This is a genomic window from Streptomyces sp. 63XJN7_1_ISO-PGPR-S23-121 (assembly GCF_056173025.1).
The window spans coordinates 6,350,194-6,374,462 of sequence record NZ_CM149653.1; the positions used below are offsets into that span (position 1 = coordinate 6,350,194).

The 24,269-nt window shown below is 72.8% G+C and carries 22 protein-coding genes, 1 tRNA gene and 1 pseudogene; 12 read left to right on the forward strand and 12 right to left on the reverse strand.

Annotation, left to right across the window (positions count from 1 at the left end; translation table 11 throughout):
• The first annotated feature begins 164 nt into the window (after positions 1-164).
• Positions 165-1,271, forward strand: coding sequence for a peptidoglycan-binding domain-containing protein (locus tag AC0VYN_RS28460; protein ID WP_475533260.1), 1,107 nt, complete (start codon positions 165-167; stop codon positions 1,269-1,271).
• Between the two features lie 235 nt (positions 1,272-1,506).
• Here AC0VYN_RS28460 and AC0VYN_RS28465 read toward each other — a convergent pair whose 3' ends face one another.
• Positions 1,507-2,181 carry an HAD family hydrolase gene (locus tag AC0VYN_RS28465; protein WP_475533261.1) on the reverse strand — a complete coding sequence of 225 codons (675 nt, stop codon included), beginning with the start codon at positions 2,179-2,181 and terminating at the stop codon, positions 1,507-1,509.
• Positions 2,182-2,552: 371 nt separating this feature from the next.
• On the opposite strand from AC0VYN_RS28465, the gene AC0VYN_RS28470 reads away from it, so the two are divergent.
• From AC0VYN_RS28470 to AC0VYN_RS28485, 4 genes are all read left to right on the forward strand, one after another.
• A complete protein-coding gene (locus AC0VYN_RS28470; protein WP_475533262.1) occupies positions 2,553-3,197 on the forward strand; it encodes an HNH endonuclease family protein in 645 nt (214 codons plus the stop codon).
• A gap of 82 nt (positions 3,198-3,279) precedes the next feature.
• Positions 3,280-4,926, forward strand: coding sequence for an alkaline phosphatase D family protein (locus AC0VYN_RS28475; RefSeq protein WP_475533263.1), 1,647 nt, complete (start codon positions 3,280-3,282; stop codon positions 4,924-4,926).
• 244 nt (positions 4,927-5,170) lie between these two features.
• Positions 5,171-5,623, forward strand: coding sequence for a DoxX family protein (locus AC0VYN_RS28480; protein WP_386922346.1), 453 nt, complete (start codon positions 5,171-5,173; stop codon positions 5,621-5,623).
• Positions 5,624-5,829: 206 nt separating this feature from the next.
• The gene (locus tag AC0VYN_RS28485) at positions 5,830-6,477 is read left to right on the forward strand and encodes a DedA family protein (protein ID WP_475533264.1); all 648 of its coding nucleotides are present in this window, start codon (positions 5,830-5,832) and stop codon (positions 6,475-6,477) included.
• A gap of 28 nt (positions 6,478-6,505) precedes the next feature.
• On the opposite strand, the gene AC0VYN_RS28490 is transcribed toward AC0VYN_RS28485, so the two are convergent.
• A complete protein-coding gene (locus tag AC0VYN_RS28490; protein ID WP_475533265.1) occupies positions 6,506-6,739 on the reverse strand; it encodes a DUF2277 domain-containing protein in 234 nt (77 codons plus the stop codon).
• Positions 6,740-6,903: 164 nt separating this feature from the next.
• On the opposite strand from AC0VYN_RS28490, the gene AC0VYN_RS28495 reads away from it, so the two are divergent.
• Positions 6,904-7,248 carry a hypothetical protein gene (locus tag AC0VYN_RS28495; RefSeq protein WP_386922343.1) on the forward strand — a complete coding sequence of 115 codons (345 nt, stop codon included), beginning with the start codon at positions 6,904-6,906 and terminating at the stop codon, positions 7,246-7,248.
• A 68-nt stretch (positions 7,249-7,316) separates the two neighbouring features.
• On the opposite strand, the gene AC0VYN_RS28500 is transcribed toward AC0VYN_RS28495, so the two are convergent.
• Positions 7,317-7,391 (reverse strand) — tRNA-Val (locus AC0VYN_RS28500).
• 225 nt (positions 7,392-7,616) lie between these two features.
• Here AC0VYN_RS28500 and AC0VYN_RS28505 point away from each other — a divergent pair.
• From AC0VYN_RS28505 to AC0VYN_RS28520, 4 genes and pseudogenes are all read left to right on the forward strand, one after another.
• Positions 7,617-8,387, forward strand: coding sequence for a DUF4097 family beta strand repeat-containing protein (locus AC0VYN_RS28505; RefSeq protein WP_475533266.1), 771 nt, complete (start codon positions 7,617-7,619; stop codon positions 8,385-8,387).
• 71 nt (positions 8,388-8,458) lie between these two features.
• Positions 8,459-9,865: a hypothetical protein gene (locus AC0VYN_RS28510; protein ID WP_475533267.1), complete on the forward strand. Its 1,407-nt coding sequence runs from the start codon at positions 8,459-8,461 to the stop codon at positions 9,863-9,865.
• A gap of 55 nt (positions 9,866-9,920) precedes the next feature.
• Positions 9,921-10,139 carry an FmdB family zinc ribbon protein gene (locus tag AC0VYN_RS28515; RefSeq protein WP_385470187.1) on the forward strand — a complete coding sequence of 73 codons (219 nt, stop codon included), beginning with the start codon at positions 9,921-9,923 and terminating at the stop codon, positions 10,137-10,139.
• A 74-nt stretch (positions 10,140-10,213) separates the two neighbouring features.
• Positions 10,214-10,864, forward strand: a pseudogene (locus AC0VYN_RS28520) (DedA family protein); the annotation flags it as partial.
• A 19-nt stretch (positions 10,865-10,883) separates the two neighbouring features.
• On the opposite strand, the gene AC0VYN_RS28525 reads toward AC0VYN_RS28520, so the two are convergent.
• The 3 genes from AC0VYN_RS28525 to AC0VYN_RS28535 form a co-directional block, all read right to left on the reverse strand.
• Positions 10,884-11,693 (reverse strand): HAD family hydrolase, encoded by an 810-nt coding sequence (locus AC0VYN_RS28525; RefSeq protein ID WP_475533268.1) that lies wholly within the window; start codon positions 11,691-11,693, stop codon positions 10,884-10,886.
• Positions 11,693-14,188 carry a phosphoribosyltransferase gene (locus AC0VYN_RS28530; protein ID WP_475537009.1) on the reverse strand — a complete coding sequence of 832 codons (2,496 nt, stop codon included), beginning with the start codon at positions 14,186-14,188 and terminating at the stop codon, positions 11,693-11,695. Before AC0VYN_RS28530 ends, AC0VYN_RS28525 begins: the two co-directional genes overlap by 1 nt.
• 63 nt (positions 14,189-14,251) lie before the next feature.
• A complete protein-coding gene (locus AC0VYN_RS28535) occupies positions 14,252-15,436 on the reverse strand; it encodes an HpcH/HpaI aldolase/citrate lyase family protein (RefSeq protein ID WP_475533269.1) in 1,185 nt (394 codons plus the stop codon).
• A 209-nt stretch (positions 15,437-15,645) separates the two neighbouring features.
• Between AC0VYN_RS28535 and AC0VYN_RS28540 the strand changes: the two genes are divergently transcribed.
• Complete coding sequence (locus AC0VYN_RS28540) at positions 15,646-16,590, forward strand: TerD family protein (RefSeq protein ID WP_475533270.1); 945 nt, start codon at positions 15,646-15,648, stop codon at positions 16,588-16,590.
• 42 nt (positions 16,591-16,632) lie between these two features.
• Here AC0VYN_RS28540 and AC0VYN_RS28545 read toward each other — a convergent pair whose 3' ends face one another.
• The 6 genes from AC0VYN_RS28545 to AC0VYN_RS28570 all read right to left on the reverse strand — a co-directional run bounded on the left by AC0VYN_RS28545 (position 16,633) and on the right by AC0VYN_RS28570 (position 21,139).
• The gene (locus AC0VYN_RS28545) at positions 16,633-17,370 is read right to left on the reverse strand and encodes a TerD family protein (protein ID WP_385470179.1); all 738 of its coding nucleotides are present in this window, start codon (positions 17,368-17,370) and stop codon (positions 16,633-16,635) included.
• Between the two features lie 150 nt (positions 17,371-17,520).
• Positions 17,521-18,663, reverse strand: coding sequence for a DUF475 domain-containing protein (locus AC0VYN_RS28550; protein ID WP_475533271.1), 1,143 nt, complete (start codon positions 18,661-18,663; stop codon positions 17,521-17,523).
• Positions 18,664-18,712: 49 nt separating this feature from the next.
• The gene (locus AC0VYN_RS28555) at positions 18,713-19,288 is read right to left on the reverse strand and encodes a TerD family protein (protein ID WP_475533272.1); all 576 of its coding nucleotides are present in this window, start codon (positions 19,286-19,288) and stop codon (positions 18,713-18,715) included.
• 112 nt (positions 19,289-19,400) lie between these two features.
• A complete protein-coding gene (locus AC0VYN_RS28560; protein ID WP_385469910.1) occupies positions 19,401-19,976 on the reverse strand; it encodes a calcium homeostasis/redox stress adaptation protein in 576 nt (191 codons plus the stop codon).
• Between the two features lie 142 nt (positions 19,977-20,118).
• Positions 20,119-20,577, reverse strand: a complete 459-nt coding sequence (locus AC0VYN_RS28565) for a peroxiredoxin (RefSeq protein ID WP_385469912.1) — start codon at positions 20,575-20,577, stop codon at positions 20,119-20,121.
• A gap of 124 nt (positions 20,578-20,701) precedes the next feature.
• Positions 20,702-21,139 (reverse strand): DUF3052 domain-containing protein, encoded by a 438-nt coding sequence (locus AC0VYN_RS28570; protein ID WP_385469914.1) that lies wholly within the window; start codon positions 21,137-21,139, stop codon positions 20,702-20,704.
• Between the two features lie 374 nt (positions 21,140-21,513).
• Between AC0VYN_RS28570 and aceE the strand changes: the two genes are divergently transcribed.
• On the forward strand, positions 21,514-24,261 hold the full coding sequence (aceE, locus tag AC0VYN_RS28575) for a pyruvate dehydrogenase (acetyl-transferring), homodimeric type (RefSeq protein WP_475533273.1): 2,748 nt from the start codon (positions 21,514-21,516) through the stop codon (positions 24,259-24,261).
• Positions 24,262-24,269 lie beyond the last annotated feature (8 nt).

The following is a 24,269-nucleotide window of genomic DNA, read 5'->3' on the forward strand; positions in this document are numbered from 1 at the left end:
CACGGGTGCCGCCACCCACACCCCATCCTTATCGGTGTGGCCCGTTATGGCCTGTTCAGTCCTGCGGAAGGCGGGTGTTCCGGAGGCGTGTGCGCGAAAGTGTGGAGAAGATCTGCATAATCTCTGGAGTTCGCGAGGGGAGTCGCGAGGGGAGGGACGAGCGCGTGGAGCAGGAACAGAAGCCGTCGCAGGGGCCGCACAGGCCCGGGGGGCGGCCCTCGGAGCACCCCTGCCCGGAGTGCGGAGCACCCAGGGAGGCCGACCACACGCCGTCCTGTGCCTGCGGGTCCCGCGCGGCCGACGCCCTGCGCGACGCGCGCACGGCCCAGGCCGCGGCCGCGGAGGACTTCGACCCGCTGCGGATCCGGCCGTACGTCGAACTGGACGGCACCGGTGAACCGGCGGCGCTCCCGCCGGAGTCCACGCCGCCGGCGCCGGACCCGGACGCCACCATGACGCTGCGCGCCGTCGACGCCGGGCCGTCCGCCGCGCCCCCGGCCACGGGGGCGGCGTCCGTGCTGCCCACGCCGCTGGCGCCCTCGGCCGGTGCGCCCAGCGACCACGACGTGCGCCTGTTCGACACCTCGGCGGACGACCCGGCGTCGACGGCGCCGCTGCGGAGCGTGCCGGCGGGCACGGGGGGCGGCCGGCCTCGCCGACGGCGGCTGGGCGTGCTGCTCGGCGTCGCGGGGGCGGCCGTGATCGTGGTGGGGGCGGCCGGGTACGCGAGCGGCCTGTTCTCCTACGAGTCGCCGTCGCGGGACGGTGCCCTGCCGGACGAGGTCCGGGCGGGCGTACCGGCCCCGTCGGCCACCGCGTCGTCGACGGCACCGGAGCCGAGCGCCACCACGGCCGAGCCGGTCACCGAGTCCCCGTCCCCGTCCGCCTCCGCGTCGGCGAGCCCCTCGTCCTCCCCCTCGCCGTCCCCGTCGGCCTCCAGCGCCTCGCCGACACCGTCGCGGTCGCCCGAGCCGACCACGACCACGCCGAGCGCCCCCGCGCTCGCCCCGGGGACCGACGGGCAGGACGACGGCGGCCCCTACGACGGCGGCGGCACGCTGCACCGGGGCGACCGGGGCGCCGAGGTCGTGGAACTCCAGCAGCGCCTGACCCAGCTCCACCTGTACACCGGCGAGTTCAACGGCACCTACAACCGCCAGGTCGAGGAATCGGTCCGCACCTACCAGTGGGCCCGCGGCATCCGCGCCGAACCGGGCGTGTACGACGAGACCACCCGCCGAATGCTGGAAACGGAGACCCACCAGCCCTGACCCGCCTCAGCCGCGGCCAACCGTGCCGCAAGCGTCTCAGCCGCGGGCATCGTGCCGCACCGGCCACCGCAAGCGCCTCAGCCGCGGGCAATCGTGCCGCCGAGGGCGGCACGGGTGGGCGCGGCGGCACCCCGTCGGCGCCGGGCCGCGCTCCCCGCCCGCGACCCCGCCACCCCCACGGTCACCCCCTCACCGACCGCGGCCGCACCCGCCCCCCTCGGCGCACGCAGACGCGTCAGGCCACCCCGCCGCCCACGGACAGCCGCAGCCCCCCACACCCGTCGGCCTCCACCCGCACCTCCGTCAGATCCCGCACCACCACGTCCGGCCCGTACGCACCGGCCCGCGGCCCGACCCCCACGACCCGCATCCCCGCGGCCCGCGCGGCTTCGATCCCGGCCCCGGAGTCCTCGAAGGCGACGCAGTCCGCGGGGTCGACGCCCAGTTCGGCCGCGCCCTTGAGGAAGCCCTCCGGGTCCGGCTTGCTCGCGCCGACCGACTCAGCGGTCACCCGGACGTCCGGCAGCCCCAGCCCGGCGGCGGCCATCCGCGCGGTGGACAGCGCGACGTCGGCGGAGGTCACCAGCGCGTGCGGCAGCCCCCGCAGCGAGGCGAGGAACTCCCGCGCCCCGGCGATCTCCACGACACCCTCGGTGTCGGCGGTCTCCTCGGCGAGCATCCGCGCGTTGTCGGCGTGGTTCCGCTCCATCGGCCGGTCCGGCAGCAGCAGCGCCATCGAGGCGTAGCCCTGCCGGCCGTGGACGACCTTCATGACCTCGTCGCCGTCCAGCCCGTGCCGGCCGGCCCAGCGCCGCCAGATGCGTTCGACGGCGGCGTCCGAGTTGACGAGGGTGCCGTCCATGTCGAGCAGCAGGGCACGGGCGGAGAGAACAGTGGTGGTGGCCGTCATCGGCAGACTCCAAGACACGGGGAGGGAACAAGGCGGCCCCGCCCGCCGGTCAGGGAGAACGGGCGGGAGCCACTTTGTTCCCCCACGGTACAAAACAGGTCGGCCATCGCGCCACCGCACGGGCGGACAGTCACCCGCCGTTCGCCCGCCGAACCGCCCACCTGGCCCCGCCGGCTCCGCACCCCTGAGCCCGCCACCAGCACCACCGCGCCCCGGCGGGCCGCCACATCGAGGGCGAAAGTCCCGTCGCGCTTCTAGACGTGCCATGCACACGTCACTAACTTCTTACCGGCCGCACATCTGTGCGCCATGCGGCGCCGCGAGCATTCCTTCGCTCGCGCCCCAGACCCCCACCCCCCAAGGGAGTTCGCATGCCGAAGTTCTACGCGCGTCGACGTCTCGCCGGCCTCGCCGCGCTCACCGGGCTCATAGCCTCCGCCGGGCTGTTCGGCGCCCCGGCCGCCTCCGCCGCCCTGCCCACCCCGGTGAGCGCCGCCACCGCCCGCTCCTACCTCGCCTCCCTCACCGTGGCCACCGAGAACCGCACCGGCTACGACCGCGACCTCTTCCCGCACTGGATCACCCAGTCGGGCACCTGCAACACCCGCGAGACGGTCCTCAAGCGCGACGGCTCGGGCGTGGTCACCGACTCCTCCTGTGCCGCCACCAAGGGCAGCTGGTACTCCCCCTACGACGGCGCCACCTGGACCGCCGCCTCCGACCTGGACATCGACCACGTCGTGCCGCTCGCCGAGGCCTGGGACTCCGGCGCGAGCGGCTGGACCACCTCCCGCCGCCAGTCGTTCGCCAACGACCTGACCCGCCCGCAGCTCATCGCCGTCACCGACAACGTCAACCAGGCCAAGGGCGACCAGGACCCGGCCACCTGGCTGCCGTCACGCACCGCCTACCGCTGCACGTACGTGCGCGCCTGGGTCCAGGTGAAGTACTACTACGGCCTCTCCGTCGACTCCGCCGAGAAGTCGGCGCTGACGAACCAGCTCGCGAGCTGCTGAGACCGCTCCGGCTCCGGCGCGGACACTCCCCGCACCCCTCCGTCGTTCCGTACCGTACGGGGCGACGGAGGAGGGGATCGCCATGGCGGAACTGCGCCTTGGACCACTGCTGAGGTACAACGACGGCTCGTCCGCGACCATCTGGGCCGAGACGAACCGTCCCTGCACCGCCGAGGTGCGCTGCGCCGACGGCGCGCACGGCACGGCCCGCACGTTCCAGGTCGCGGGCCACCACTACGTCCTGGTCCCGGTGACCGGCCTGACGCCCGGGACGGCGACGGAGTACGAGGTGCTGCTCGACGGCGCCCCCGTGTGGCCGCCGCCCGACTCGCGCTTCCCGCCCTCGGTGATCGCCACGCCGGCCGCCGACGACGGCCTGCGCGTCGCCTTCGGCTCCTGCCGCTGGGCCGCACCGCCGGCCGGCGGGAAGGACCCGGTGGGCCCGGACGCCCTGGACTCCCTGGCGACCCGCATCGCGGCCGACCCGGGGGGCGCGCGGCCCGACGTGCTGCTGCTGCTCGGCGACCAGGTGTACGCCGACGAGGTCTCCGACGCGACCCGCCGCTGGATCTCCGGGCGCCGCGACCTGGCGGAGTCCCCGGGCGACCAGGTCGCGGACTACGAGGAGTACACCCGGCTCTACGACGAGTCGTGGAGCGACCCGGAGGTGCGCTGGCTGCTGTCCACCGTGCCCTCGTGCATGGTCTTCGACGACCACGACGTGATCGACGACTGGAACACCTCCGCCGCCTGGGTCGCCGACATGCGGGCCACCGGCTGGTGGCGCGAGCGCATCCTGAGCGGCCTGATGTCGTACTGGGTGTACCAGCAGCTGGGGAACCTCTCCCCGGCCGAACTGGCCGCCGACCCGCTCTACGCGGCCGTCCGCGCGGCGCCCGACAGCACCGACGCGCTGCGCGACTTCGCCGCCCGGGCCGACGCCGATCCCGCCTCCGTCCGCTGGAGCTACCGGCGCGACTTCGGCCGGGTGCGGCTGGTGATGGTGGACTCCCGCGCCGCCCGGGTCCTGGACGAGGACCGGCGCTCGATGCTCGACGCGGGCGAGGAGGCCTGGCTGCGCGAGCAGGTGCTGGACGGGCGGGACGACGGCGAGGGCGCGTACGACCACCTGCTCATCGGCACCTCCCTGCCCTGGCTGCTGCCCCACCTGGTGCACGACCTGGAGGCCTGGAACGCCTCGGTGTGCGGCGGCGAGCGGGGCGCCCGCTGGGCCCGGCTCGGGGAGCGGATCAGACGCGGGGCGGACCTGGAGCACTGGCCGGCCTTCCCGGCCTCCTTCGACGCGCTGGCCGGCCTGATCGCCGACACCGGGAAGGGGCCGGGGGCGCCCGCCACGGTGAGCGTGCTGTCGGGGGACGTCCACCACGCCTACGTGGCCGAGCCGTCCTGGCCGGGCGGGGGCCCCGACGCCCGGGTCGTGCAGCTCACCTGCTCCCCCGTGCACAACTCGGTCCCGCTCTCGATGCGGCTCGGCTTCCGCTTCGGCTGGAGCGCCCCGGCGCGTGCCCTCGGCCGTCTCATCACCCGGCACGGGCGCTGTGCGCCGCCGGCGGTCTCCTGGCGCAGGACCGGCGGGCCCTGGTTCGGCAACCAGCTCATGACGCTGACCCTGCGCGGCCGCTCGGCCCGGCTGCGCCTGGAGCAGGCCCGCTCGGACCCCGACGGCACGACGGAGCTGCGGACGGTCACGGACCGGGCGCTGACTTAGGGGCAAGGCCGCGCGGAGCCCGGGGCTCCGCGCGGTTTCGGTCAGCCCGCCGGTCCCGGGCGGCGCACGTGGGACGACCCGTACGTGCGGTGGTTTCCCCTACGAACCAGTAACCCGGAGCCACGTCGTGGCCAAATGTTGAACTTGCAAGTACTCCTTAGGGCCACCTAACGTGGGCATCCCGATCGGTTCCGTCCCCCACCGGTCCCCCACGGACCGGCCCGACCGAAGGAGCACCCCCCACATGTCCGCACGCCTCGACAGCGCCCAGCCCTACGCCCTCGGCCTGTTCCGCATCGTCGTCGGCCTGCTCTTCGCCTGCCACGGCGCCGCCTCCCTCTTCGGCGTGCTCGGCGGCGCCTCCGGAGGCGGCGGCACGATAGAGGCCGGCACCTGGCCGGGCTGGTACGCGGCCGTGATCCAGCTCGTCGCGGGCGGTCTCGTCCTGCTGGGCCTCGGCACGCGCGCCGCCGCGGTCGTCGCCTCGGGCTCGATGGCGTACGCCTACTTCAAGGTGCACCAGCCGGGCGCCCTGTGGCCGATGGAGAACGGCGGCGAGGCCTCCGCGATGTTCTGCTGGGCCTTCCTGCTGCTGGCCTTCACCGGCTCCGGCGCCCTCGGCCTGGACCGGGTCCTGGCCCGGCGCTCGTCCGAGCCGGAGAAGCAGACCCCGGAGCAGACGCCCGTCGCGGCCTGAGCCGGCCGGTGCGGCGCCCACCCCGCGCGGGTGGGCGCCGCACCGTTTCCGGCGGCCGGGTGAACGCTCCGTGCCCTGCGCGCGAGCCCCCTGTGAACCCTCTGTCACACCCCACGCGTACGCTGTATGGCTGTCATCGACCGCTCCTGCCGTTTCCCCGCGCACCGCGGCACGGTCCGGTCCACGGGGGATCCAGGGGAGTAGTGGTGGTCGAGGGTTTCGGGAATGTCGCGGCGCTGGTCAGCAGCCCATGGATCTATGCGCTGGTGGCCCTGTCGGTGCTGCTCGACATCTTCCTGCCGGTGCTGCCGAGCGGCGTGCTCGTGATCACGGCGGCCACCGCGGCGGCCGCGGGCTCGGGCGCGGCGGCGGCCGGGCGGGTGCCGCACGACGTCCCCGACATCGTGCTCCTCCTGCTGTGCGCCACGACCGCCTCCGTACTCGGCGACCTGGCCGTGTACCGCCTGGCCTGGCGCGGCGGGGACCGCCTCGACCGCGCGATCGCCCGGTCCCGCCGGCTGACCACGGCGCACCAGCGTCTCGGCGGAGCGCTCGCCCGCAGCGGAGGCGCCCGGGGCGCCCTCGTCGTCCTGGCCCGCTTCGCCCCGGCCGGCCGCTCGGTCGTCTCCCTCGTCGCCGGAGCCGCACACCGCCGGGTCCGCGAGTTCCTGCCCTGGTCCGCCCTCGCGGGACTGTCCTGGGCCGCCTACAGCGTCGCCCTCGGCTACTTCGGCGGCCAGTGGCTCGGCCCGAGCTGGCTCGCGACGGGGGTGTCCTTCCTCGCACTGTTCGGCGCGGGGGCGGGCGCGGCGTACCTGATGCGCCGCCAGCCGCAGGCCACCGAGGCCTCGTAGCGGGGGCGGGACGGCGGCGGCAGCGGCGTCATCCCGCCCGGCGCGCGCCGGCGCCTCCCCGTACCTCCAGGCCGTCCAGCAGCTCGGCCGTGGCCGCGGCGACGGCCTCCACCGCCTGTTCGAACACCTCCCGGTTGTGCTCGGCCGGCGCCCTGAACCCGGACACCTTGCGCACGTACTGCAGGGCGGCGGCCCTGATCTCGTCCCCGGTGGCCTCCTCGGCCAGCGCGGGCGGGCGGAGCGTCTTGATGCTGCGGCACATGGCTCCAGTCTCCACCCCGAGGCCCGCCCGCGGGGCGCCCGCACCGAAGCGGCACCCACCCGCCGGAGAGCGGCACGCCGGGCGGCCGGGCCGTGGCCACCCGTTCGCGTGAACCGCCGAAGGGAACGCGCGCCGCAAAATCGAACAGGCGTATGATTGAGGGCGTGGCTACGACCTACGACTTCCCCAGTGACCTCCTCGCCGGTCAGGAGGAACTGCATCAGGTCCGGGCCGAGCTGTCGGCCCTGCTGAAGAGACTTCCCTGGTCCGTCGAGCCGCTGGACGGCTTCAGCGACGACACCGGCTGGCGCAGGGTCGAGCGCCCCGCCTCACCCGGCTGGTCGGAGGACGAACAGGCCGAGGTGGAGAAGCTCCGGCAGCGCGAGCGCGAGCTCGCCGTCTTCGTCACCACCCACCGCTACTGGTCCGGGATCACCGGCCCGGACCGCGTGGCCGCGCGCACGGAGCTCAAGCACGCCCACGAGACCGGGGCGGAGCAGGACGCGTAGGGGCGGGCGTACGCGAGAGGCCCCCGGAGGATCTCCGGGGGCCTCTCGACCGGCACCGACGCCGGTCCTGGTGGGCGCGGACGGTTTCGAACCGCCGACATCCTGCTTGTAAGGCAGGCGCTCTACCCCTGAGCTACGCACCCAGGACGAGTCGACAGCCTACATGGCCCCGGGCGTCGTCCGGAAAGCGCGTGGCGGGCCCGGCCCCGGGCGGGGGTTAACCCCACCCCGGATCCGGGAGCGGCCCGGATCCCCGCGGGGGACCCCGGTCACTACGGTCGGGAACATCACCGCACCGGGCCCGCCGGCCCCGCCGGCCGGGCGTCCCGGAGCGGTGCCTCGACATCCGTCACAGGGGGAGATCCGTCATGGCCGCCCGTACCGTCACCGTCCGCGCCCTCGCCGCCGCCGGCGCCGTCGCCGTCCTCGTCGCCGGGCTCAGCGGCTGCTCCTCCGCCGACGAGGACAAGGAACCGGACCACCGGTCCTTCGCCCTCCAGGGCAGCACCCTCACCGTCGACGCCGACGACTCCGCGCTGGAGATCGTCGCCGCGGACGGGCACGCGCCGGGCCGGGTCGAGGTCACCCGGTGGTTCAAGGGCTCGGTCGTCGTCGGCTCCGACCCCGAGGTGACCTGGAGCATGGAGGGCGACCGGCTGAAACTGCGGACGCACTGCTCCGGTCTGGTCGCCGACTGCGACACCAGGCACCGCGTGGAGGTGCCCCGCGGCGTCACCGTCACGGTGCGCAGCGACGACGGCAGCGTCCGGGCGCAGGGCTTCCGGGACGCGCTGGACATCCGCACGGCGGACGGATCCGTGCGGGTCGGGGACTCCACCGGACCGCTGACCCTGCGCAGCGACGACGGGTCGCTGCGCGCCGAGGTCTCCTCGCGCCGGGTGGACGCGTCCACCAAGGACGGCTCGATCCACCTGGAACTCGGCACCGTCCCCGACCTGGTGGAGACCCGCAGCGACGACGGCTCCGTCACCGTCGACCTGCCCCGGGCCACGTACAAGGTGTCCGCCGACAGCGACGACGGGTCGGTCGACGTGTCCGTGCCCCGGGCCGACACGAGCTCCCACGTGGTGACCGCGCGCACCCAGGACGGCAAAGTCACGGTCCGAACCGCGAACTGACCGGCCCGTGTGTTCGTCCCTTACGGGTGGGAGAATGAACCCGGGCAGGACGGACGACACGGGAGAGGGATGTGACGGCGACACCATCGCAGCCGTACTCGCCGATGGTGCCGCGTGCGCCGCGCCCGCCGCACCGGGCCCCGGGCAAGCGCCCGCCCGGAGCGCTGCGTGACACGCTCACTCTGCTCGGCCTGCCGCTGCTCGCCGCGCTCGCCCTGCCCGCCGCGTTCGCCGGCGGCGGCACCCGGCGCTGGTTCGGCGGCCGGGCCGAGAGCCAGCGGGCCGAGGCACAGGCCGCGAAGGACGCCGCCGCGGCGGCCTTCTACGAGCTGGACACCGCCCAGCGGGACCTGCGCATCTCCATCGAGACGATCGCGGCCGTCGACTCCTCCCCCGCCGCCCGGCGCGCCGTCGACGGCTTCGCCGAGCTGGGCCGGCGCATCGACGAGGCCAGCGGCCGGTACATCAGCGCCGTCGACGCCCACGACCTGGAGCGGGACGACCTGGAGGCGTCGGCCGCCTCCCGGGCCCGCACCGACCTCACGGCCGCCAAGGACGAACTGGGCCGGGTCAAGCAGGAACTGGACCGCTTCGCCGAGGGACTGGGCCCGCTGCTCGGCAAGGCCGAGACCCAGCTGGCCCGGCTCGCCCCCGCCGTCGAGCGCGCCCGGCAGGCCCTGCTCGCCGCCTCGGACGCCCTGGACGCCGTACGCGGGGCCGGGCTGAAGGCGGACGACCTGGCCGCCCGGCTCGCCACCCTGGGCCCGGAGCTGACCCGGCTGAACCAGGGCGCCGGACAGCACGGCGTGCCGCAGACCCTGGAGCGGGCCGAGCGGGTCATCCGGGAGGCCGAGTCGGTCCGCGCCGAGGCCGAACGCCTGCCCGAGCGGGCCGCCGAGACCGACCACCGGCTGGTCTCCCTGCGCACCCGCGCCCAGGCTCTGACCACCCGCGCCGGGCAGGTCGAACCGGTGCTGAGCGAGCTGCGGCGGAGGTTCACGGCCGCCTGCTGGCAGGACCTCCAGCACGTGCCCGACCAGGCCGGTGAAACGGTCCGGCAGGCCGAGCGCAAGCTGGCCCAGGCGCAGCGCGCCCGCGACGAACAGCGCTGGCCCGACGCCACCGCCCTGCTGTCCACGGTCCGCGCGCTGCTGAACGGCACCGACGAGGCCGTCTCGGCCGCCGGCGACCGGCTGCGGCAGCTCAACGCCGTGCAGAAGGACCCGCAGCAGGAGATCGAACGCACCCGGTTCGCGATCCGCGACGCCCAGCGGCTCGCCATGGCGGGCCGCAACACCCCCGACCCGCGGCACGCGCGTCCCCTGGACGACGCCGTGGCCCGGCTGGAACGGGCGGTCACCACGCTCGAGGGCCGGCACCCCGACTACTGGCACTTCCTGACGGAGACGGACGCGGTCCGCCGGACGGTCGCCGACGTGGTGGCTCACATCCGCGAGGAGCGCGGGGGCGGGCACTGAGACCGGCTCCCGCCGCCGGGACCGGCCGTCCGGGGCCGCCGGTTAACCTGTGCGCATGCCTCGCTACGAGTACCGCTGCCGCAGCTGCGGCGACACCTTCGAACTGAGCCGGCCCATGGCCGAGTCCTCCGCCCCTGCGCCCTGCCCGGCGGGCCACGACGACACGGTGAAGCTGCTGTCGGCGGTCGCCGTCGGCGGCTCGGCGTCCGCCCCGGCGCCCCGCGCGGGCGGCGGAGGCGGTGGCGGCTGCTGCGGCGGGGGCTGCTGCGGCTGACCGGTGACGCCGGGGCGCCCGACGCGCCCCGGCCGCTCAGGATCCCTTCAGGTTCGTCCGCCTAGCGTGGGGACATGGCATTCAACGCGGCGGAGGCGGTGGGCGGCGCGCCCCAGTGGATCAGCGACCTGATGGACACCCTCGGCGCGCCCGGGGCCGGGCTGGCCGTCGCCCTGGAGAACCTCTTCCCGCCGATCCCCAGCGAGGTGATCCTGCCGCTGGCCGGCTTCGCCGCCAGCACCGGCAGCATGAACCTGGTCGCCGCGCTCGTGTGGACCGTCGCCGGTTCGGTGGTGGGCGCCCTCGCGCTGTACGGCATCGGGGCGCTCCTCGGCCGGGACCGGACCGTCGCCGTGGCGGCACGGCTGCCGCTGGTGAAGGTCTCGGACATCGAGCGGACGGAGGAGTGGTTCCGCCGGCACGGCACGAAGGCCGTGTTCTTCGGCCGGATGCTCCCCGTCTTCCGCAGCCTGATCTCCGTCCCGGCGGGCGTGGAGCGCATGCCCCTGCCGGTGTTCACGGCGCTGACCACGGCGGGCAGCGCCATCTGGAACACCGCGTTCGTCCTGGCGGGCTACTTCCTCGGCGACAACTGGCACCAGGTCAGCACCGTCGTCTCCGCCTACTCGAAGGTCGTGCTCGCCGTCGCCGCGCTGGCCGTCGTGGCCTTCGTGCTGCTGCGGCTGCTGCGCCGGGGCCGCGGCAGCCGCCGCAAGGCCGACCGCCACTGAGCGCCACCGGGCACTAGCCCCCGCTCGCCGCCGTGCGGAACTCGCGCAGGATCCGCTCCCCCGCCAGCACGCCGCGCTCGGGCAGGGCCTCGATCGCCGGTGCCGTCCAGCCGGAGTCGGCCAGCTCGCCGTGGCCGGGACGCCAGCCCCGGTCCGCGGCCAGCAGCAGGTCGGCGTCGAGGAGGGAGTCGCCGGCGGCCAGGGTGAGATCGGCGCCGGTGCGGCGGGCGACCTCGCGCACGGCGGCGCTCTTGGTCAGCGGCCTGGGCACGGTGTAGATCTTGCGGCCCTGGAGGGACACGGTCCAGCCGCGGTCCTCCGCCCAGACGGCGAGTTCCTTGACCCAGTCCTCGGGCAGCAGCTCGCGCTCGACGACGAGGTAGGCGAACAGGTCCTCGGCGACCCGCTGCTTGCGCACCCATACGGGGTCGGCGGCGCCCATGAGGTGGTCGCGGACCTCGTCCAGCGAGGCGCACTCGTCGGCCAGCCGCGCGGCCACCCGCGCCTGCCAGCCGGCGTCGGAGACCCCGTCGACGAGCAGGTGCCCGCCGTTGGCGCAGATCGCGTACTTCGGCGGCGGTCCGGGCAGGCTGATCCGCCGGTACTGCTCGCGGGTCCGGGTGGTCACCGGCACGAAGACGGCCGTCTCGCCGAGCCCGGCGAGCAGTCCCGCGGCCGTCTCGGTCATGTAGGACAGGGGCCTGCTCTCGTAGACCTCCACGCACAGCAGCCGCGGCGCCCGCGCGTCGGGCATGGTCAGCCCCAGGGCGGCGGCGGAGTAGATGAGCGTGCGGTCGAGGTCGCTCGCGACGAGCACCGGCATCAGCGCGTCACCGCCCTGCCGTCGGCGCCGGTCGCGCCGCGCGTGTACTGCGGGTGGATCAGCCCGACGCAGGTGTAGGGCAGGCCGGCCACCTCCTCCACGGGCACCCCGCGCTGCTCGGCCAGCAGCCGCACGTGGTCGAGGTCGGCGCCCGCACCGGCCCGGGCCAGCACCTTCCACGGCACCCGGCGCAGCATCACGCGGGTGGTCTCGCCGACGCCGGGCTTGACGAGGTTGACGTCGTGGATGCCGTACTCCTCGCTGATGCGCTCGACGGCGGCCCAGCCCTCCCAGGTGGGGGTGCGGTCGGCGGCGAGGAGCTCCTTGACCTGCGCGTCGACGGTGTCCGCGACCTCCGGGAAGCGGGCGGAGACGGCGTCCAGGAAGGCCCGTGACAGGTCGGTGCCGGCGAGTTCGCGGTAGAACTTCGCGCCGTGGTAGTCGTGCGGGCCGACCAGGTCGGCGCGGAGCACGGTGCGGGATATCAGGCCGGAGACCGTGGAGTTGAGGCAGGCGGACGGGATGAGGAAGTCGTCGCGGGTGCCGTAGGTGCGGACGCAGGAGCCCGGGTCGGCGAGGACGGCGATCTCCGGGTCGAAGCCGGTGATGCCGTCGGAGACCTCGAAGTCGCGGAGCGCGGCGGCGAGTTCGCGGGTGATGGCGCCCTTGCCGGTCCAGCCGTCGACGAAGACGACGTCGGCCGGGTCGTGGTCGGCGGCCAGCCTGCGCAGCGCGTTGGCGTCGATGCCGCGGCCCCGGACGATCGACACGGCGTAGTGCGGCAGGTCGAGGCCGTGCCGGTACTGCGCCCAGCGGCGCATCAGGACGCCGACGGGGGTGCCCGCGCGGGCCAGGGAGACCAGGACGGGCCGCGGCGACCGCTCGGTGAGCACGATCTCGGTGACGGCGCCGACGGCCCGCGCGAGGCGTGCCGCGGACGCCTCCAGCGCCGTGTGGAACAGCTCCTGGTACTGCTCGCTGGGCTGGTACTCCACCGGCAGCGACTCGGCGTAGTGGGCGCCGCCCCGCTGGATCGCCTCCTCGCGCTCCTCGGTCGGCGCCTCCAGCGTCACCTCCGAGAGGTCCTGGAGCAGCCAGCCGACCTCGTCGGGGGCGTACGAGGAGAAGGCGGGGCCGCGCAGGGGCTCGGGCAGCATCGGGGGCCTTTCGGGGGCGTGCGGGGACCCGGGGGAGCCGGGCACGTACGACGGGACGACCGCGAGCAGGACGTGCGGGACGTGCGCGGCGAGCCGGGCCAGCAGTCCGTCCGGCGCGTGCAGCGCGGGGGTGTCGGCGGCCGAGTCGACGACGGCGACGACGGCGTCGAAGCCGCCGCCCGCGACGTTGTAGGCGTAGCGCTCGCCGGGGCCGTCGGCGGGGTCGTCGTGCGCGGGGAAGACCAGCCGGGTGCGTATCGCGTAGCCGGGGTCGTCGACCGCGAGGACGGGCGAGCGGGTGGTGGTGGAGTAGCGCACCTCGGCCCCGGCGGTCCGCTCCAGCTCGCAGGCCAGGCGCAGCGGGGCGTACATCAGCTCCTCGAAGCCGAGCACGAGCACCCGGCGGGCACCGGCCGGCAGCGCCTTCGCGATCCGGGCGGCCATGCCGGGCAGGGCGGATTCGAGGCGGGCACGGTGGGCGGGGGTGAAGCCGTGCCGTCCGCCGTCGGGAAGGCCGGGAGGCCAGCACAGGTCCACGGGGGTGGGGAACCGCGCGACCGGCCACGACGGCGCCGCGGACGGCGGGCCACCGGCCCCGGGCCCTTCCGCCTCGTACCGCGCCACCAGTGCCTGCCCCTTCTCCAGCACCCCTTCCGGCAGGCGCACCGTCCCCGAGGCCGCCGTCACCAGATCCACCCGCGCGCCGATCTCCCGCGCGAATTCCTCGAGCCGTCCCACGTCCGCCGCGGACCGCATGTCCACCAGGGCGACCACCACGTACCACCCCCGCGGGTAGCGCTCGTGCAGGGCGCGGACGGTGTTCAGGACCGTGTTGCCGGTGGAGAACTCGTCGTCGACCAGCACCAGGGGACCGTCGCCGGTCAGCAGCGCCGGGTCCTCGGGCAGCAGCAGGTGGGAGGTGGCGTGCGAGTGGGACTCCTCGAAGCCGCCCGCGGGGACGGCCCCGGCGACCGGACGGCGGGTGGAGTGCAGGCAGGGGGCGGCGCCCAGGCCGTCGGCGACCGAGTGGCCGAGGCCGGTGGCGGTCTCCGCGTAGCCGAGGACGACGGCCCGGCCGGCCTCCTCGGCGCCCAGCAGGCCGCGGACGCGCCGGCCGAGGGCGAGACCGTGGCCGTACACGACGGACGGGGACTGCGGGACGTGCTTGCCGAGCACGTTGGACACGAGCAGGTGGGCGCGCTTGGGGTTGCGGCGCAGGGCGAGTCCCAGCATGCCGGTGAGGGCGTCGTCGCCCGCGATCCCGACGCCGAGCCGCTCCGCGACCCAGCTGCCGGACCAGACGCCGGCGTGCTCCCCGGCACGCGCCCCCTCGTCCATGTGCTCGTGCCTCCCGTGGTCCACTGCGTCGTTCATCGATTCCTTGCGTTCGGTCGGGCGGGTTCAGTCGGACAGGCCGGCGGCGAGGAGTTCCACGAAGCCGACGTCCTCGTGGGCCACGCCGAAGACCTCGGCGCGCAGCAGCGTCCGCTCGGCCCAGGCGCGGTGCGGCTTCACCTCGTTCATCTTGTTCGTGTACGCCGACCTCAGCACGCCTCCGCCGCCGCGCTCGGGGCGCAGGATGTCCTGGGCGTCGCTGAACTCCTCGTGGCTGACGACGGACAGGGCGTGCACGGGCAGCACGTGCGAGGGGTGGATGCAGGTCTTGCCGAGCAGGCCGTTGGCCCGGTCCAGGGAGATCTCCCGCAGCAGACCGTCCATGGAGTGCTCGATCAGCTTCTGGCGCAGCTCCACCGCCTGCACCTCCAGGAACGGGCTCTGCCGCAGTTGCGGTTTGAACATCCTCTCCTGGACCCGGAAGTACTCCCACACCGGCCCGGTCACCGTGAATCCGGTGCCGTCGGCCCGGGCCAGCATGTTCACCACGTCGGCGATCACGGAGGCGACGATCTGGACGTCGTACGCCGTCATGTCGGGGGCCCGGCGCAGCCCGTAGGAGGAGCAGAAGTCGGTCACGCCGAGGCGCAGGGCGAGCACCCGGTCGCGGTACTTGTCGACCGCCCGGAAGATCCCCTCCAGCGTCTGCACGCGCGACTCGCGGTACAGCAGGTCCGGCGACTCCAGGACCGGCATGGCGAACAGGCGCCGGCCGCTCGCCGCCTCGGCCGCGGTGACCGCCTCCAGGAAGGGCACGCCGCGTTCCCCGGTGAACTTGGGCAGCACGAACCCGGACAGCAGCCGCACGGCCGGGCCGAGGCGCCGCACGAGGTCGGGGATCTGCTCGGGGGTGCGGACCCGGACGAACAGCAGCGGCACCTCGGTGCCGACGGGGGCCCCGGGAGCCGTGCGGTCCGCCAGGTCCGTGAACTGCCGCACCAGGTTCTCCTCGCCGGCCGCCACGTCGGCGTCGTCGATCGAGTCCTCCAGGCACAGCACCATCGACACCACGCCGCGCGCGCCCTGCTTGAGGACGTCGTCGGCGAGCCTCGGCCGGGTGGCCGGGCTGTAGAGCGTGGCGCCGAGGGCCGCGGACAGCAGCCGGGCCGGGGAGTCCGCGGTGAACTCGCAGGGTTCCCGGTGGAAGAGGCGCTGGCGCACCTCAGGGGCGAGGTGACCGAAATGACGCATGAATACTCCCCCGCGGTGTCTGGGCGTCCGGTGAACAGTCCAAGGTGGCCGGTAATAGTACGTACGTATCCATGTCGGTGGTTCCCACCGGGCATGAATTCCAGGTAACCCCGCCGTGTCGGCGGCGGGCGACCGGGCTGCGGGGGCACGGCCCCGGGCAGCCCGCCCCCGCGTTGTCGTGAGCAGGACCGAGAGGGCAGGATGACGGCATGACGCACGCGATGCTGAAGGGGTCGAACGTCCCGCTGCAAGCCACCACGGTACGCGCCGTGCTGCGCTGGACACCCGGGCAGGGGGTCCCGGACGTCGACGCCTCCGCGCTGCTCCTGGGCCCCGAGGACCGTGTGCGTTCCGACGAGGACTTCGTCTTCTACAACCAGCCCCGGCATCCGTCCGGGCAGGTCTGGCGGCTCGGCAAGAAGCGGGTCCCCGAGGGCCTGACCGACACGATCCAGACGGACCTCCCGGGCGTCGAGCCCTCGGTGCGCCGGATCCTGGTGGTCGCCTCGGCGGACGGCGTCGCCTTCGACCGGGTACGGGACCTGCGCATCGTGCTGTACGACGCCACGGTCGCCGACGGGGAGCCGCTGGCCTACTTCGACGTCAGGCCGGAGACGGGCCAGGAGACGGCGCTGATCTGCGGGGAGCTGTACCGGCGCGGGGAGGCCTGGAAGTTCCGGGCGCTCGGCGAGGGCTACTCCAACGGGCTGAAGGGTCTGGCGACCGACTTCGGGATCTCCGTGGACGAGTCCGAGGCGGCGCAGGAGCCGGCCGCGGCCGCCTCGCCGGAGCCGCCCGCCACAACCCCGTCCACGCCGGGCCGGCCGGTGTTCGGCCCCGACGAGCCGACGACCGTGCAGCCGCTGCCCGTCCTGTCCTCCTCCGAGGTCTCGTACCCGCTGCCCCCGGAGCAGCCGGCGGGGGTGCCGGCGCAGCCCGCGTACGGCTATCCGCAGCAGCCGCCGGCGACACCGCCGGCCTACGGCTACCCGCAGCCGGCCGGGCGGCCGGACTACGGATATCCGCAGGCGGCGCCCGCCACCGCGGGGGCCGCCGGGGCGCAGTCCGGGTACGGCTACCCGGCGCCGGCGGCCACGGCGCCCGGTCCGGACTTCCGGCTGCCGCCGCAGGGGCCGCAGTTCGTCGGCCGCTAGCGGGCGCCGCTCAGCGGTACGCGGGTGCGGCCGGTGCGGGGCTCAGCGCTCGACCTTGGTCTTGTAGCCCCGCCCCCACTGCAGTCCCCACCCGTAGAGCCGGTCCAGCTCTCCCTGGAAGCCGTAGACGAACTTCACCTCGCGGCGGACCAGGATCTCGCCCTTGACGTTCTCGATCATCACCACGGCGCAGGACCGGGCCTGCGGGTGGCGCTCGTCGAGGCCTATCTCGATGCGCGGCCCGTTGCTCGGGTAGAGGGTGACGATGGCGTGCGTACGGTCGAAGGCCGGCGTCTGGTCGTAGATGTAGGCGAAGAGCAGCAGGCGTTTGATGGAGTCCCGGTGGTCGAGGTTGACGTAGATCGTCTCCCCGGAGGCCGAGCCGAACCGGTCGTCGCCGCTGAGCTTGACGTACGGCGGGGCGTTGACGTCGCCCAGGTAGCCGCCGAGCGGCTGGACGACGCCCCGGGTGCCGTCCTGGAGCTCGTAGAGGCAGCCGAGGTCGAGGTCGACGTTGACCATGCTCTGGCTGTGGCCGACGACCTCGGGGGGCTTGAGGGCCTTGAAGGGGTGCCTCAGCAGGCTCTCGCGCTGCACGCCCATGATGTCGGAGGTCCGCATCCGCCAGGTGAGGTTGATGCGCAGGTGCCCGGTGGCCGCGCCCTGTCTGGTGAGTGAGACCTGGCTGTGCCGTTTGGTCAGCTCGATCGAGTTGGTGGCCGCGCTGCCCGAGTCGAACTCGTTCTCACGGCCGCGCCACAGCCCGTCCAAGAAGCCCATTCCCGCCCCCACGTTCCCTTCACCGCCGACGGGGCGGCCCCGAGGAGTCGTCCTCGTCGGCCGCCCCGCACAGAGCGTTCCTCGTCCGGGCCGGGTTCACACCGGTGGCGCGGACGCACCGGGGGCGCACCGGCCCGGGACCCCGGGGTGTCACACCCCGGAGGAGACCTCCGTCTTCTCGCCGTCGCCCGGTCCGCCGGCCGCCGCGAGCGCCTTGTTGCGGCGCACGGAGGACCAGAAGGACCAGGCGATCAGGACCACGCCGACGAGGCCGGTGATGATCTCGTGGATCTGGTACTGGATGGTGACGAGCAGGAGGACGGCGAGGGCGCCGATGGCGTAGTGCGCGCCGTGCTCCAGGTAGACGTAGTCGTCCAGGGTGCCCTGGCGGACCAGGTAGACCGTGAGCGAACGGACGTACATGGCGCCGATGCCGAGACCGAGGGCCATCAGGACGATGTCGTTGGTGACGGCGAAGGCGCCGATCACGCCGTCGAAGGAGAACGACGCGTCCAGGACCTCGAGGTAGAGGAACATGAAGAACGCGGCCTTGCCGGCCAGCGCGACGGCCGATTTGGGCTTGCCGGTGCGCACGGCCTGCTCCTCCGCCTCGTGCTCGCGTTCCTCCTCCTCTTCGAGCTTGTCCTCGAAGTAGCCGGAGAGACCGCCGACGATCATGTAGGTGATCAGACCCGCGATGCCGGAGATCAGGACCGTCTCCGCCTTGTCCGCGTGGGCGCCGCCGTGCTGGTGGGCGTGGGCGGCGAAGGTCATCGAGGAGACGAGCAGCACGACCAGGGCGATGCAGACCGACAGCATGTCGACCTTGCCGAGCTTGGCCAGCGGCCGCTCCAGCCACTGCAGCCACTTGATGTCCCGGTCCTCGAAGATGAAGTCGAGGAAGATCATCAGCAGGAACATGCCACCGAACGCGGCGATCGACGGATGGGCGTCCGTCACCAGCTCCTGATAGCGGTCCTTGTCGGTGAGCGCGAGGTCGACGGCCTCGATCGGCCCGAGCTGGGCGCTGATGGCCACGATGACGACCGGGAAGACCAGGCGCATGCCGAAGACGGCGATCAGGATGCCGACGGTGAGGAAGATCTTCTGCCAGAAGGCATTCATCTTCTTCAGGATTCCGGCGTTGACCACCGCGTTGTCGAAGGACAGCGAGATCTCGAGGACGGAGAGGATCGCCACGATCCCGAAAGCGGTCCACCCCCCGTAGAAGACCGCCGCGACCAGGCCGAGCGCGGTGACCGCGAACGACCAGCCGAAGGTTTTCAGAAGCACTGGCTACCCAATCGTGTGTGTACGGGGCTCCCCCGCGCCGTACTCGGCTTTACGAAACGTTGACTCCGAAGTCTAGAGCGATGCCGCGGAGCCCCGACGCGTACCCCTGCCCCACTGCACGGAACTTCCACTCGCCCTGGTAGCGGTAGAGCTCGCCGAAGATCATCGCGGTCTCGGTGGAGGCGTCCTCACTGAGGTCGTAGCGGGCGAGTTCCTGGCCGTCGGCCTGGTTGACCACCCGGATGAAGGCGTTGCTGACCTGCCCGAAGGTCTGGCCGCGCTCGTCCGCCATGTGGATCGAGACCGGGAAGACGATCTTGTCGCAGTGGGCGGGCACCTTGGGGAGGTCGACGAGCACGGACTCGTCGTCGCCCTCGCCCTCGCCGGTCAGATTGTCGCCGGTGTGCTCGACGGAGCCGTCCGGGCTCTTGAGCTGGTTGTAGAAGACGAACCACTCGTCACCGAGCACCCGGCCCCCGCTGCACACCAGCGCGCTGGCGTCGAGGTCGAAGGGTGCTCCGGTGGTGGAACGCGCGTCCCAGCCGAGACCGACCAGCACCTGCGTGAGGTTCGGTGCGGCCTTGGACAGGGAGACATTGCCCCCCTTGGCAAGAGTGACGCCCATGGTGATGGTCCCTCCCCGGGTGATGGTTCTTGGGTTTCCTGCGCGTCCGGCGCCGCACGTAAACCGTGCGGCGCCGGACGATCGAGGCCGTCGCCTCGGACGGAGCGGTGACTCAGACGTTCACGCCGAAGTCCTGCGCGATGCCGCGCAGGCCGGAGGCGTAGCCCTGGCCGATGGCCCTGAACTTCCACTCCGCCCCGTTGCGGTACAGCTCGCCGAAGACCATGGCGGTCTCGGTGGAGGCGTCCTCGGAGAGGTCGTAGCGGGCGATCTCCGCCTCGCCGGCCTGGTTCACCACGCGGATGAACGCGTTGCGCACCTGGCCGAACGACTGCTGGCGGTTCTCGGCGTCGTAGATCGACACCGGGAAGACGATCTTCTCGATCTCGCCGGGGACCGCCGCGAGGTTGACCTTGATCTGCTCGTCGTCGCCCTCGCCCTCACCGGTGATGTTGTCGCCGGTGTGTTCGACCGATCCGTCGGGGCTCTTCAGGTTGTTGAAGAAGACGAAGTTGGCGTCACTGCTGACCTTGCCCGAGCTGTCCAGCAGCAGCGCGCTGGCGTCGAGGTCGAAGTCGGTGCCGGTCGTGGTACGGACGTCCCAGCCCAGACCGACGATGACCGCGGTCAGTCCCGGGGCCTCCTTGGTCAGCGATACGTTGCCGCCCTTGCTGAGGCTGACTCCCACGAGTCCTCCCTTGGTGTCCAGGGGCGGGAAGCCCCGTAGTGCGTTGGATGACGTGGTGTGGCTTGTCGGATCAACGAATCGATCCTAGTGACGGGTTCCCGCCCGCCGCAGGCCCTGGAGCCGACGAATCACACGGTGTCGCTCAGAGGGCGTCGAGCGCCTTCACGTACTCGGCCAGGTCGCGGGCGTCCGGCAGGCCGTTGCGGACGGTCCAGCGGACGACGCCCTCCTGGTCGATGATGAAGGTGCCGCGGACGGCGCAGCCCTTGTCCTCGTCGAAGACGCCGTAGGCGCGCGAGACGTTGCCGTGCGGCCAGAAGTCGGACAGCAGCGGGTACTCCAGGCCCTCCTGCTCGGCGAAGACGCGCAGGGTGTGGATGGAGTCGTTGGAGACGGCGAGCACCTGGGTGTCGCGGTCGGAGAACTGCGGCAGGTTGTCCCGCACCTCGCACAGCTCGCCCGTGCACACGCCGGTGAAGGCGAACGGGTAGAAGAGCAGCACGACGTTCTTCCGGCCGCGGAAGTCGGACAGCTTCACGGTCGCGCCGTGGTTGTCCTTGAGTTCGAAGTCGGGGGCCTTGTCGCCGACCTGGATCGTCATGGTCCTGTTCGTCCCTTCGAAGGGTGATTCGCTGGAAACACCCTACGCAGGGATCATCACGGACCCGCGGACGGGCCGACGGCGGTCGGCCCGTCCGGAGCCGGGTGACGCGGAGCCGGACCGGCTACCGCTTCGACTTGGCGGCCTTGGGGGTCGCCAGCCGGCTGCCGCTCCAGTCCTTGCCGACGCTGACGCTCTTGGACGCCGTCAGGCCGGCCGTCGTGGCGGCCTCCGAGATGTCGCTGGCCTCGACGTACCCCGGACGGCCGGTCTTCGGCGTGAGGAGCAGGATCGCCCCACCCTCCTCGATGTACGTGGTGGCATCCACCAGCGCATCCGTCAGGTCGCCGTCGTCGTCACGGAACCACAGCACGACGGCGTCGGCCACGTCCTCGTAGTCCTCGTCCACCAGCTCGCCCTCGACGGCGCCCTCAATGGCCTCGCGGAGCTCCTGGTCGACGTCGTCGTCGTAGCCGATCTCCTGGACCACCTGCCCGGGCTGGAAACCCAGCCTGGCGGCAGGGTTCGTCCGCTCCTCCGCGTGGTCCGCGGTCGCGCTCACGGGTTGCCTCCTGATCATGTCTTGGGTGAAATTCTCAGCCACGCGCGTGCGCGAAGCCTGGCCGTAGTCCACACGGGCGGGACGGATCGCGCAAGTACCCGGCGACTGGGACCGCCGAAACGGTGACGATCCCGGCCGTGTCGCCGCAACTCCAGCCATGCCGTCCGAGCCGAAGGTGACGTACACCACACCCTTGTGCCCCGTTTGCGTATTTGGGAACCATGTGTGGGTACGAGACTCGAATGAACGTGCCCCCGGTCCCCATGGGGGAACCGATTACCCCACGGTACAGATGACGTTTGCCCCCGCGAGGTACACGATGGGGAATCGGCGCAGACACCGGCACAAGTGGCCCTCGACAGCGAAGGAACAGCGTGGCTTCCGCATCCGATCGCAATCCGATCATCATTGGCGGCCTGCCGAGTCAGGTTCCTGACTTCGACCCCGAGGAAACGCGGGAGTGGCTCGACTCCCTGGACGCCGCCGTCGACGCGCGGGGCCGTGAGCGGGCCCGCTACCTGATGCTGCGCCTGATCGAGCGGGCCCGCGAGAAGCGCGTGGCCGTGCCCGAGATGCGCAGCACGGACTACGTCAACACGATCGCCACCAAGGACGAGCCGTTCTTCCCCGGCAACGAGGAGATCGAGCGCAAGATCCTCAACGCCACCCGCTGGAACGCCGCCGTGATGGTCTCGCGCGCGCAGCGGCCCGGCATCGGCGTCGGCGGCCACATCGCCACCTTCGCCTCCTCCGCCTCGCTGTACGACGTGGGCTTCAACCACTTCTTCCGCGGCAAGGACGAGGGCGACGGCGGCGACCAGGTCTTCTTCCAGGGACACGCCTCGCCGGGCATCTACGCCCGCGCGTACCTGCTGGACCGGCTGACCGAACAGCACCTGGACGGCTTCCGGCAGGAGAAGTCCAAGGCGCCCCACATGCTGTCGTCGTACCCGCACCCGCGGTCGATGCCGGACTTCTGGGAGTTCCCGACCGTCTCGATGGGCCTCGGCCCGATCGGCGCGATCTACCAGGCGCGGATGAACCGCTACATGCACGCGCGCGGGATCGCGGACACCTCGAAGTCGCACGTGTGGGCGTTCCTCGGCGACGGCGAGATGGACGAGCCGGAGTCGCTGGGCCAGCTGTCCATCGCCGCCCGCGAGGGCCTGGACAACCTGACCTTCGTGGTCAACTGCAACCTCCAGCGCCTGGACGGCCCGGTGCGCGGCAACGGCAAGATCATCCAGGAGCTGGAGTCGATCTTCCGCGGCGCCGGCTGGAACGTGATCAAGCTGGTGTGGGACCGCACCTGGGACCCGCTGCTGGCCCAGGACCGCGACGGCGTGCTGGTCAACCGGATGAACACGACCCCGGACGGTCAGTTCCAGACCTACGCCACCGAGTCCGGCGCCTACATCCGCGAGCACTTCTTCGGCGACGACCACCGGCTGCGCGCGATGGTCGAGAACATGACCGACGACCAGATCCTGCACCTGGGCCGCGGCGGTCACGACCACCGGAAGATCTACGCGGCCTTCTCGGCGGCCAAGGCGCACAAGGGCCAGCCGACGGTGATCCTGGCCAAGACGATCAAGGGCTGGACGCTTGGCCCGAACTTCGAGGGCCGCAACGCCACGCACCAGATGAAGAAGCTGACGGTCGACGACCTCAAGCGCTTCCGCGACCGGCTGCACCTGCCGATCTCCGACAAGGAGCTGGAGTCCGGCCCGCCGCCGTACTACCACCCGGGCCGGGACACGGAGGAGATCCAGTACATGCACGACCGCCGCCAGGGCTGCGGCGGCTACGTGCCGACCCGAGTGGTGCGCTCGAAGCCACTGGCCCTGCCGGACGACAAGACGTACGCGACCGTGAAGAAGGGGTCTGGTCAGCAGTCCATCGCGACGACGATGGCCTTCGTGCGGCTGCTGAAGGACCTCATGCGGGACAAGGAGCTCGGGAGGCGCTTCGTCCTGATCGCGCCGGACGAGTACCGCACGTTCGGCATGGACTCCTTCTTCCCGAGTGCGAAGATCTACAACCCGCTCGGCCAGCAGTACGAGTCCGTGGACCGGGAGCTGCTGCTCGCCTACAAGGAGGCGCCGAACGGGCAGATGCTGCACGACGGCATCTCGGAGGCCGGCTGCACGGCCTCGCTGATCGCGGCGGGCTCGGCGTACGCCACGCACGGCGAGCCGCTCATCCCGGTCTACGTCTTCTACTCGATGTTCGGTTTCCAGCGCACCGGCGACCAGTTCTGGCAGATGGGCGACCAGCTGGCGCGCGGTTTCGTCCTGGGCGCGACCGCGGGCCGCACGACCCTGACCGGTGAGGGCCTGCAGCACGCGGACGGACACTCGCAGCTGCTCGCCTCCACCAACCCGGCGTGCGTGGCGTACGACCCGGCCTTCGGCTTCGAGATCGCGCACATCGTCAAGGACGGCCTGCGCCGGATGTACGGCGCGGACGAGCGGCACCCGCACGGCGAGGACGTCTTCTACTACCTCACCGTCTACAACGAGCCGATCCGGCATCCGGCCGAGCCCGAGAACGTGGACGTCGAGGGCATCCTCAAGGGCATCCACCGCTTCAGCGCGGGCACCGGCGGCTCGATCCCGGCGCAGATCATGGCGTCCGGGGTCGCGGTGCCCTGGGCCGTCGAGGCGCAGCGGATCCTCGCCGACGAGTGGAACGTGCGGGCCGACGTGTGGTCGGCGACCTCCTGGAACGAGCTGCGCCGCGAGGCGGTGGCGTGCGAGGAGCACAACCTGCTGCACCCCGAGGAGGAGCAGCAGGTGCCGTACGTGACGCGGAAACTGGCCGGCGCGCAGGGACCGTTCGTGGCGGTGTCCGACTGGATGCGGTCGGTGCCGGACCAGATCGCCCGGTGGGTGCCGGGGACCTACCAGTCGCTGGGCGCCGACGGCTGGGGCTTCGCGGACACGCGCGGTGCGGCGCGGCGCTTCTTCCACATCGACGCCGAGTCGATCGTGGTGGGCGTGCTGACCGAGCTGGCCCGGGAGGGCAAGGTCGACCGGTCGGTGCTGAAGCAGGCGGTGGACCGCTACCGGCTGCTCGACGTGACGGCGGCCGACCCCGGGGTCGCGGGCGGCGACGCGTAGCGCGGACG

What these genes read in the sequence shown, in the direction of transcription:
- AC0VYN_RS28475 (WP_475533263.1), top strand. Translation starts at nt 3,280, where the DNA reads ATGGCGGAACTGCGCCTTGGACCACTGCTGAGGTACAACGACGGCTCG.
- AC0VYN_RS28490 (WP_475533265.1), bottom strand. Translation starts at nt 6,739, where the DNA reads ATGTGCCGCAGCATCAAGACGCTCCGCCCGCCCGCGCTGGCCGAGGAG.
- AC0VYN_RS28565 (WP_385469912.1), bottom strand. Translation starts at nt 20,577, where the DNA reads ATGACGATCCAGGTCGGCGACAAGGCCCCCGACTTCGAACTCAAGGAC.
- AC0VYN_RS28540 (WP_475533270.1), top strand. Translation starts at nt 15,646, where the DNA reads ATGACGCACGCGATGCTGAAGGGGTCGAACGTCCCGCTGCAAGCCACC.
- AC0VYN_RS28515 (WP_385470187.1), top strand. Translation starts at nt 9,921, where the DNA reads ATGCCTCGCTACGAGTACCGCTGCCGCAGCTGCGGCGACACCTTCGAA.
- AC0VYN_RS28545 (WP_385470179.1), bottom strand. Translation starts at nt 17,370, where the DNA reads ATGGGCTTCTTGGACGGGCTGTGGCGCGGCCGTGAGAACGAGTTCGAC.
- AC0VYN_RS28555 (WP_475533272.1), bottom strand. Translation starts at nt 19,288, where the DNA reads ATGGGCGTCACTCTTGCCAAGGGGGGCAATGTCTCCCTGTCCAAGGCC.
- AC0VYN_RS28535 (WP_475533269.1), bottom strand. Translation starts at nt 15,436, where the DNA reads ATGCGTCATTTCGGTCACCTCGCCCCTGAGGTGCGCCAGCGCCTCTTC.
- AC0VYN_RS28530 (WP_475537009.1), bottom strand. Translation starts at nt 14,188, where the DNA reads ATGGACGAGGGGGCGCGTGCCGGGGAGCACGCCGGCGTCTGGTCCGGC.
- AC0VYN_RS28470 (WP_475533262.1), top strand. Translation starts at nt 2,553, where the DNA reads ATGCCGAAGTTCTACGCGCGTCGACGTCTCGCCGGCCTCGCCGCGCTC.
- AC0VYN_RS28480 (WP_386922346.1), top strand. Translation starts at nt 5,171, where the DNA reads ATGTCCGCACGCCTCGACAGCGCCCAGCCCTACGCCCTCGGCCTGTTC.
- AC0VYN_RS28505 (WP_475533266.1), top strand. Translation starts at nt 7,617, where the DNA reads ATGGCCGCCCGTACCGTCACCGTCCGCGCCCTCGCCGCCGCCGGCGCC.
- AC0VYN_RS28465 (WP_475533261.1), bottom strand. Translation starts at nt 2,181, where the DNA reads ATGACGGCCACCACCACTGTTCTCTCCGCCCGTGCCCTGCTGCTCGAC.
- AC0VYN_RS28525 (WP_475533268.1), bottom strand. Translation starts at nt 11,693, where the DNA reads ATGCCGGTGCTCGTCGCGAGCGACCTCGACCGCACGCTCATCTACTCC.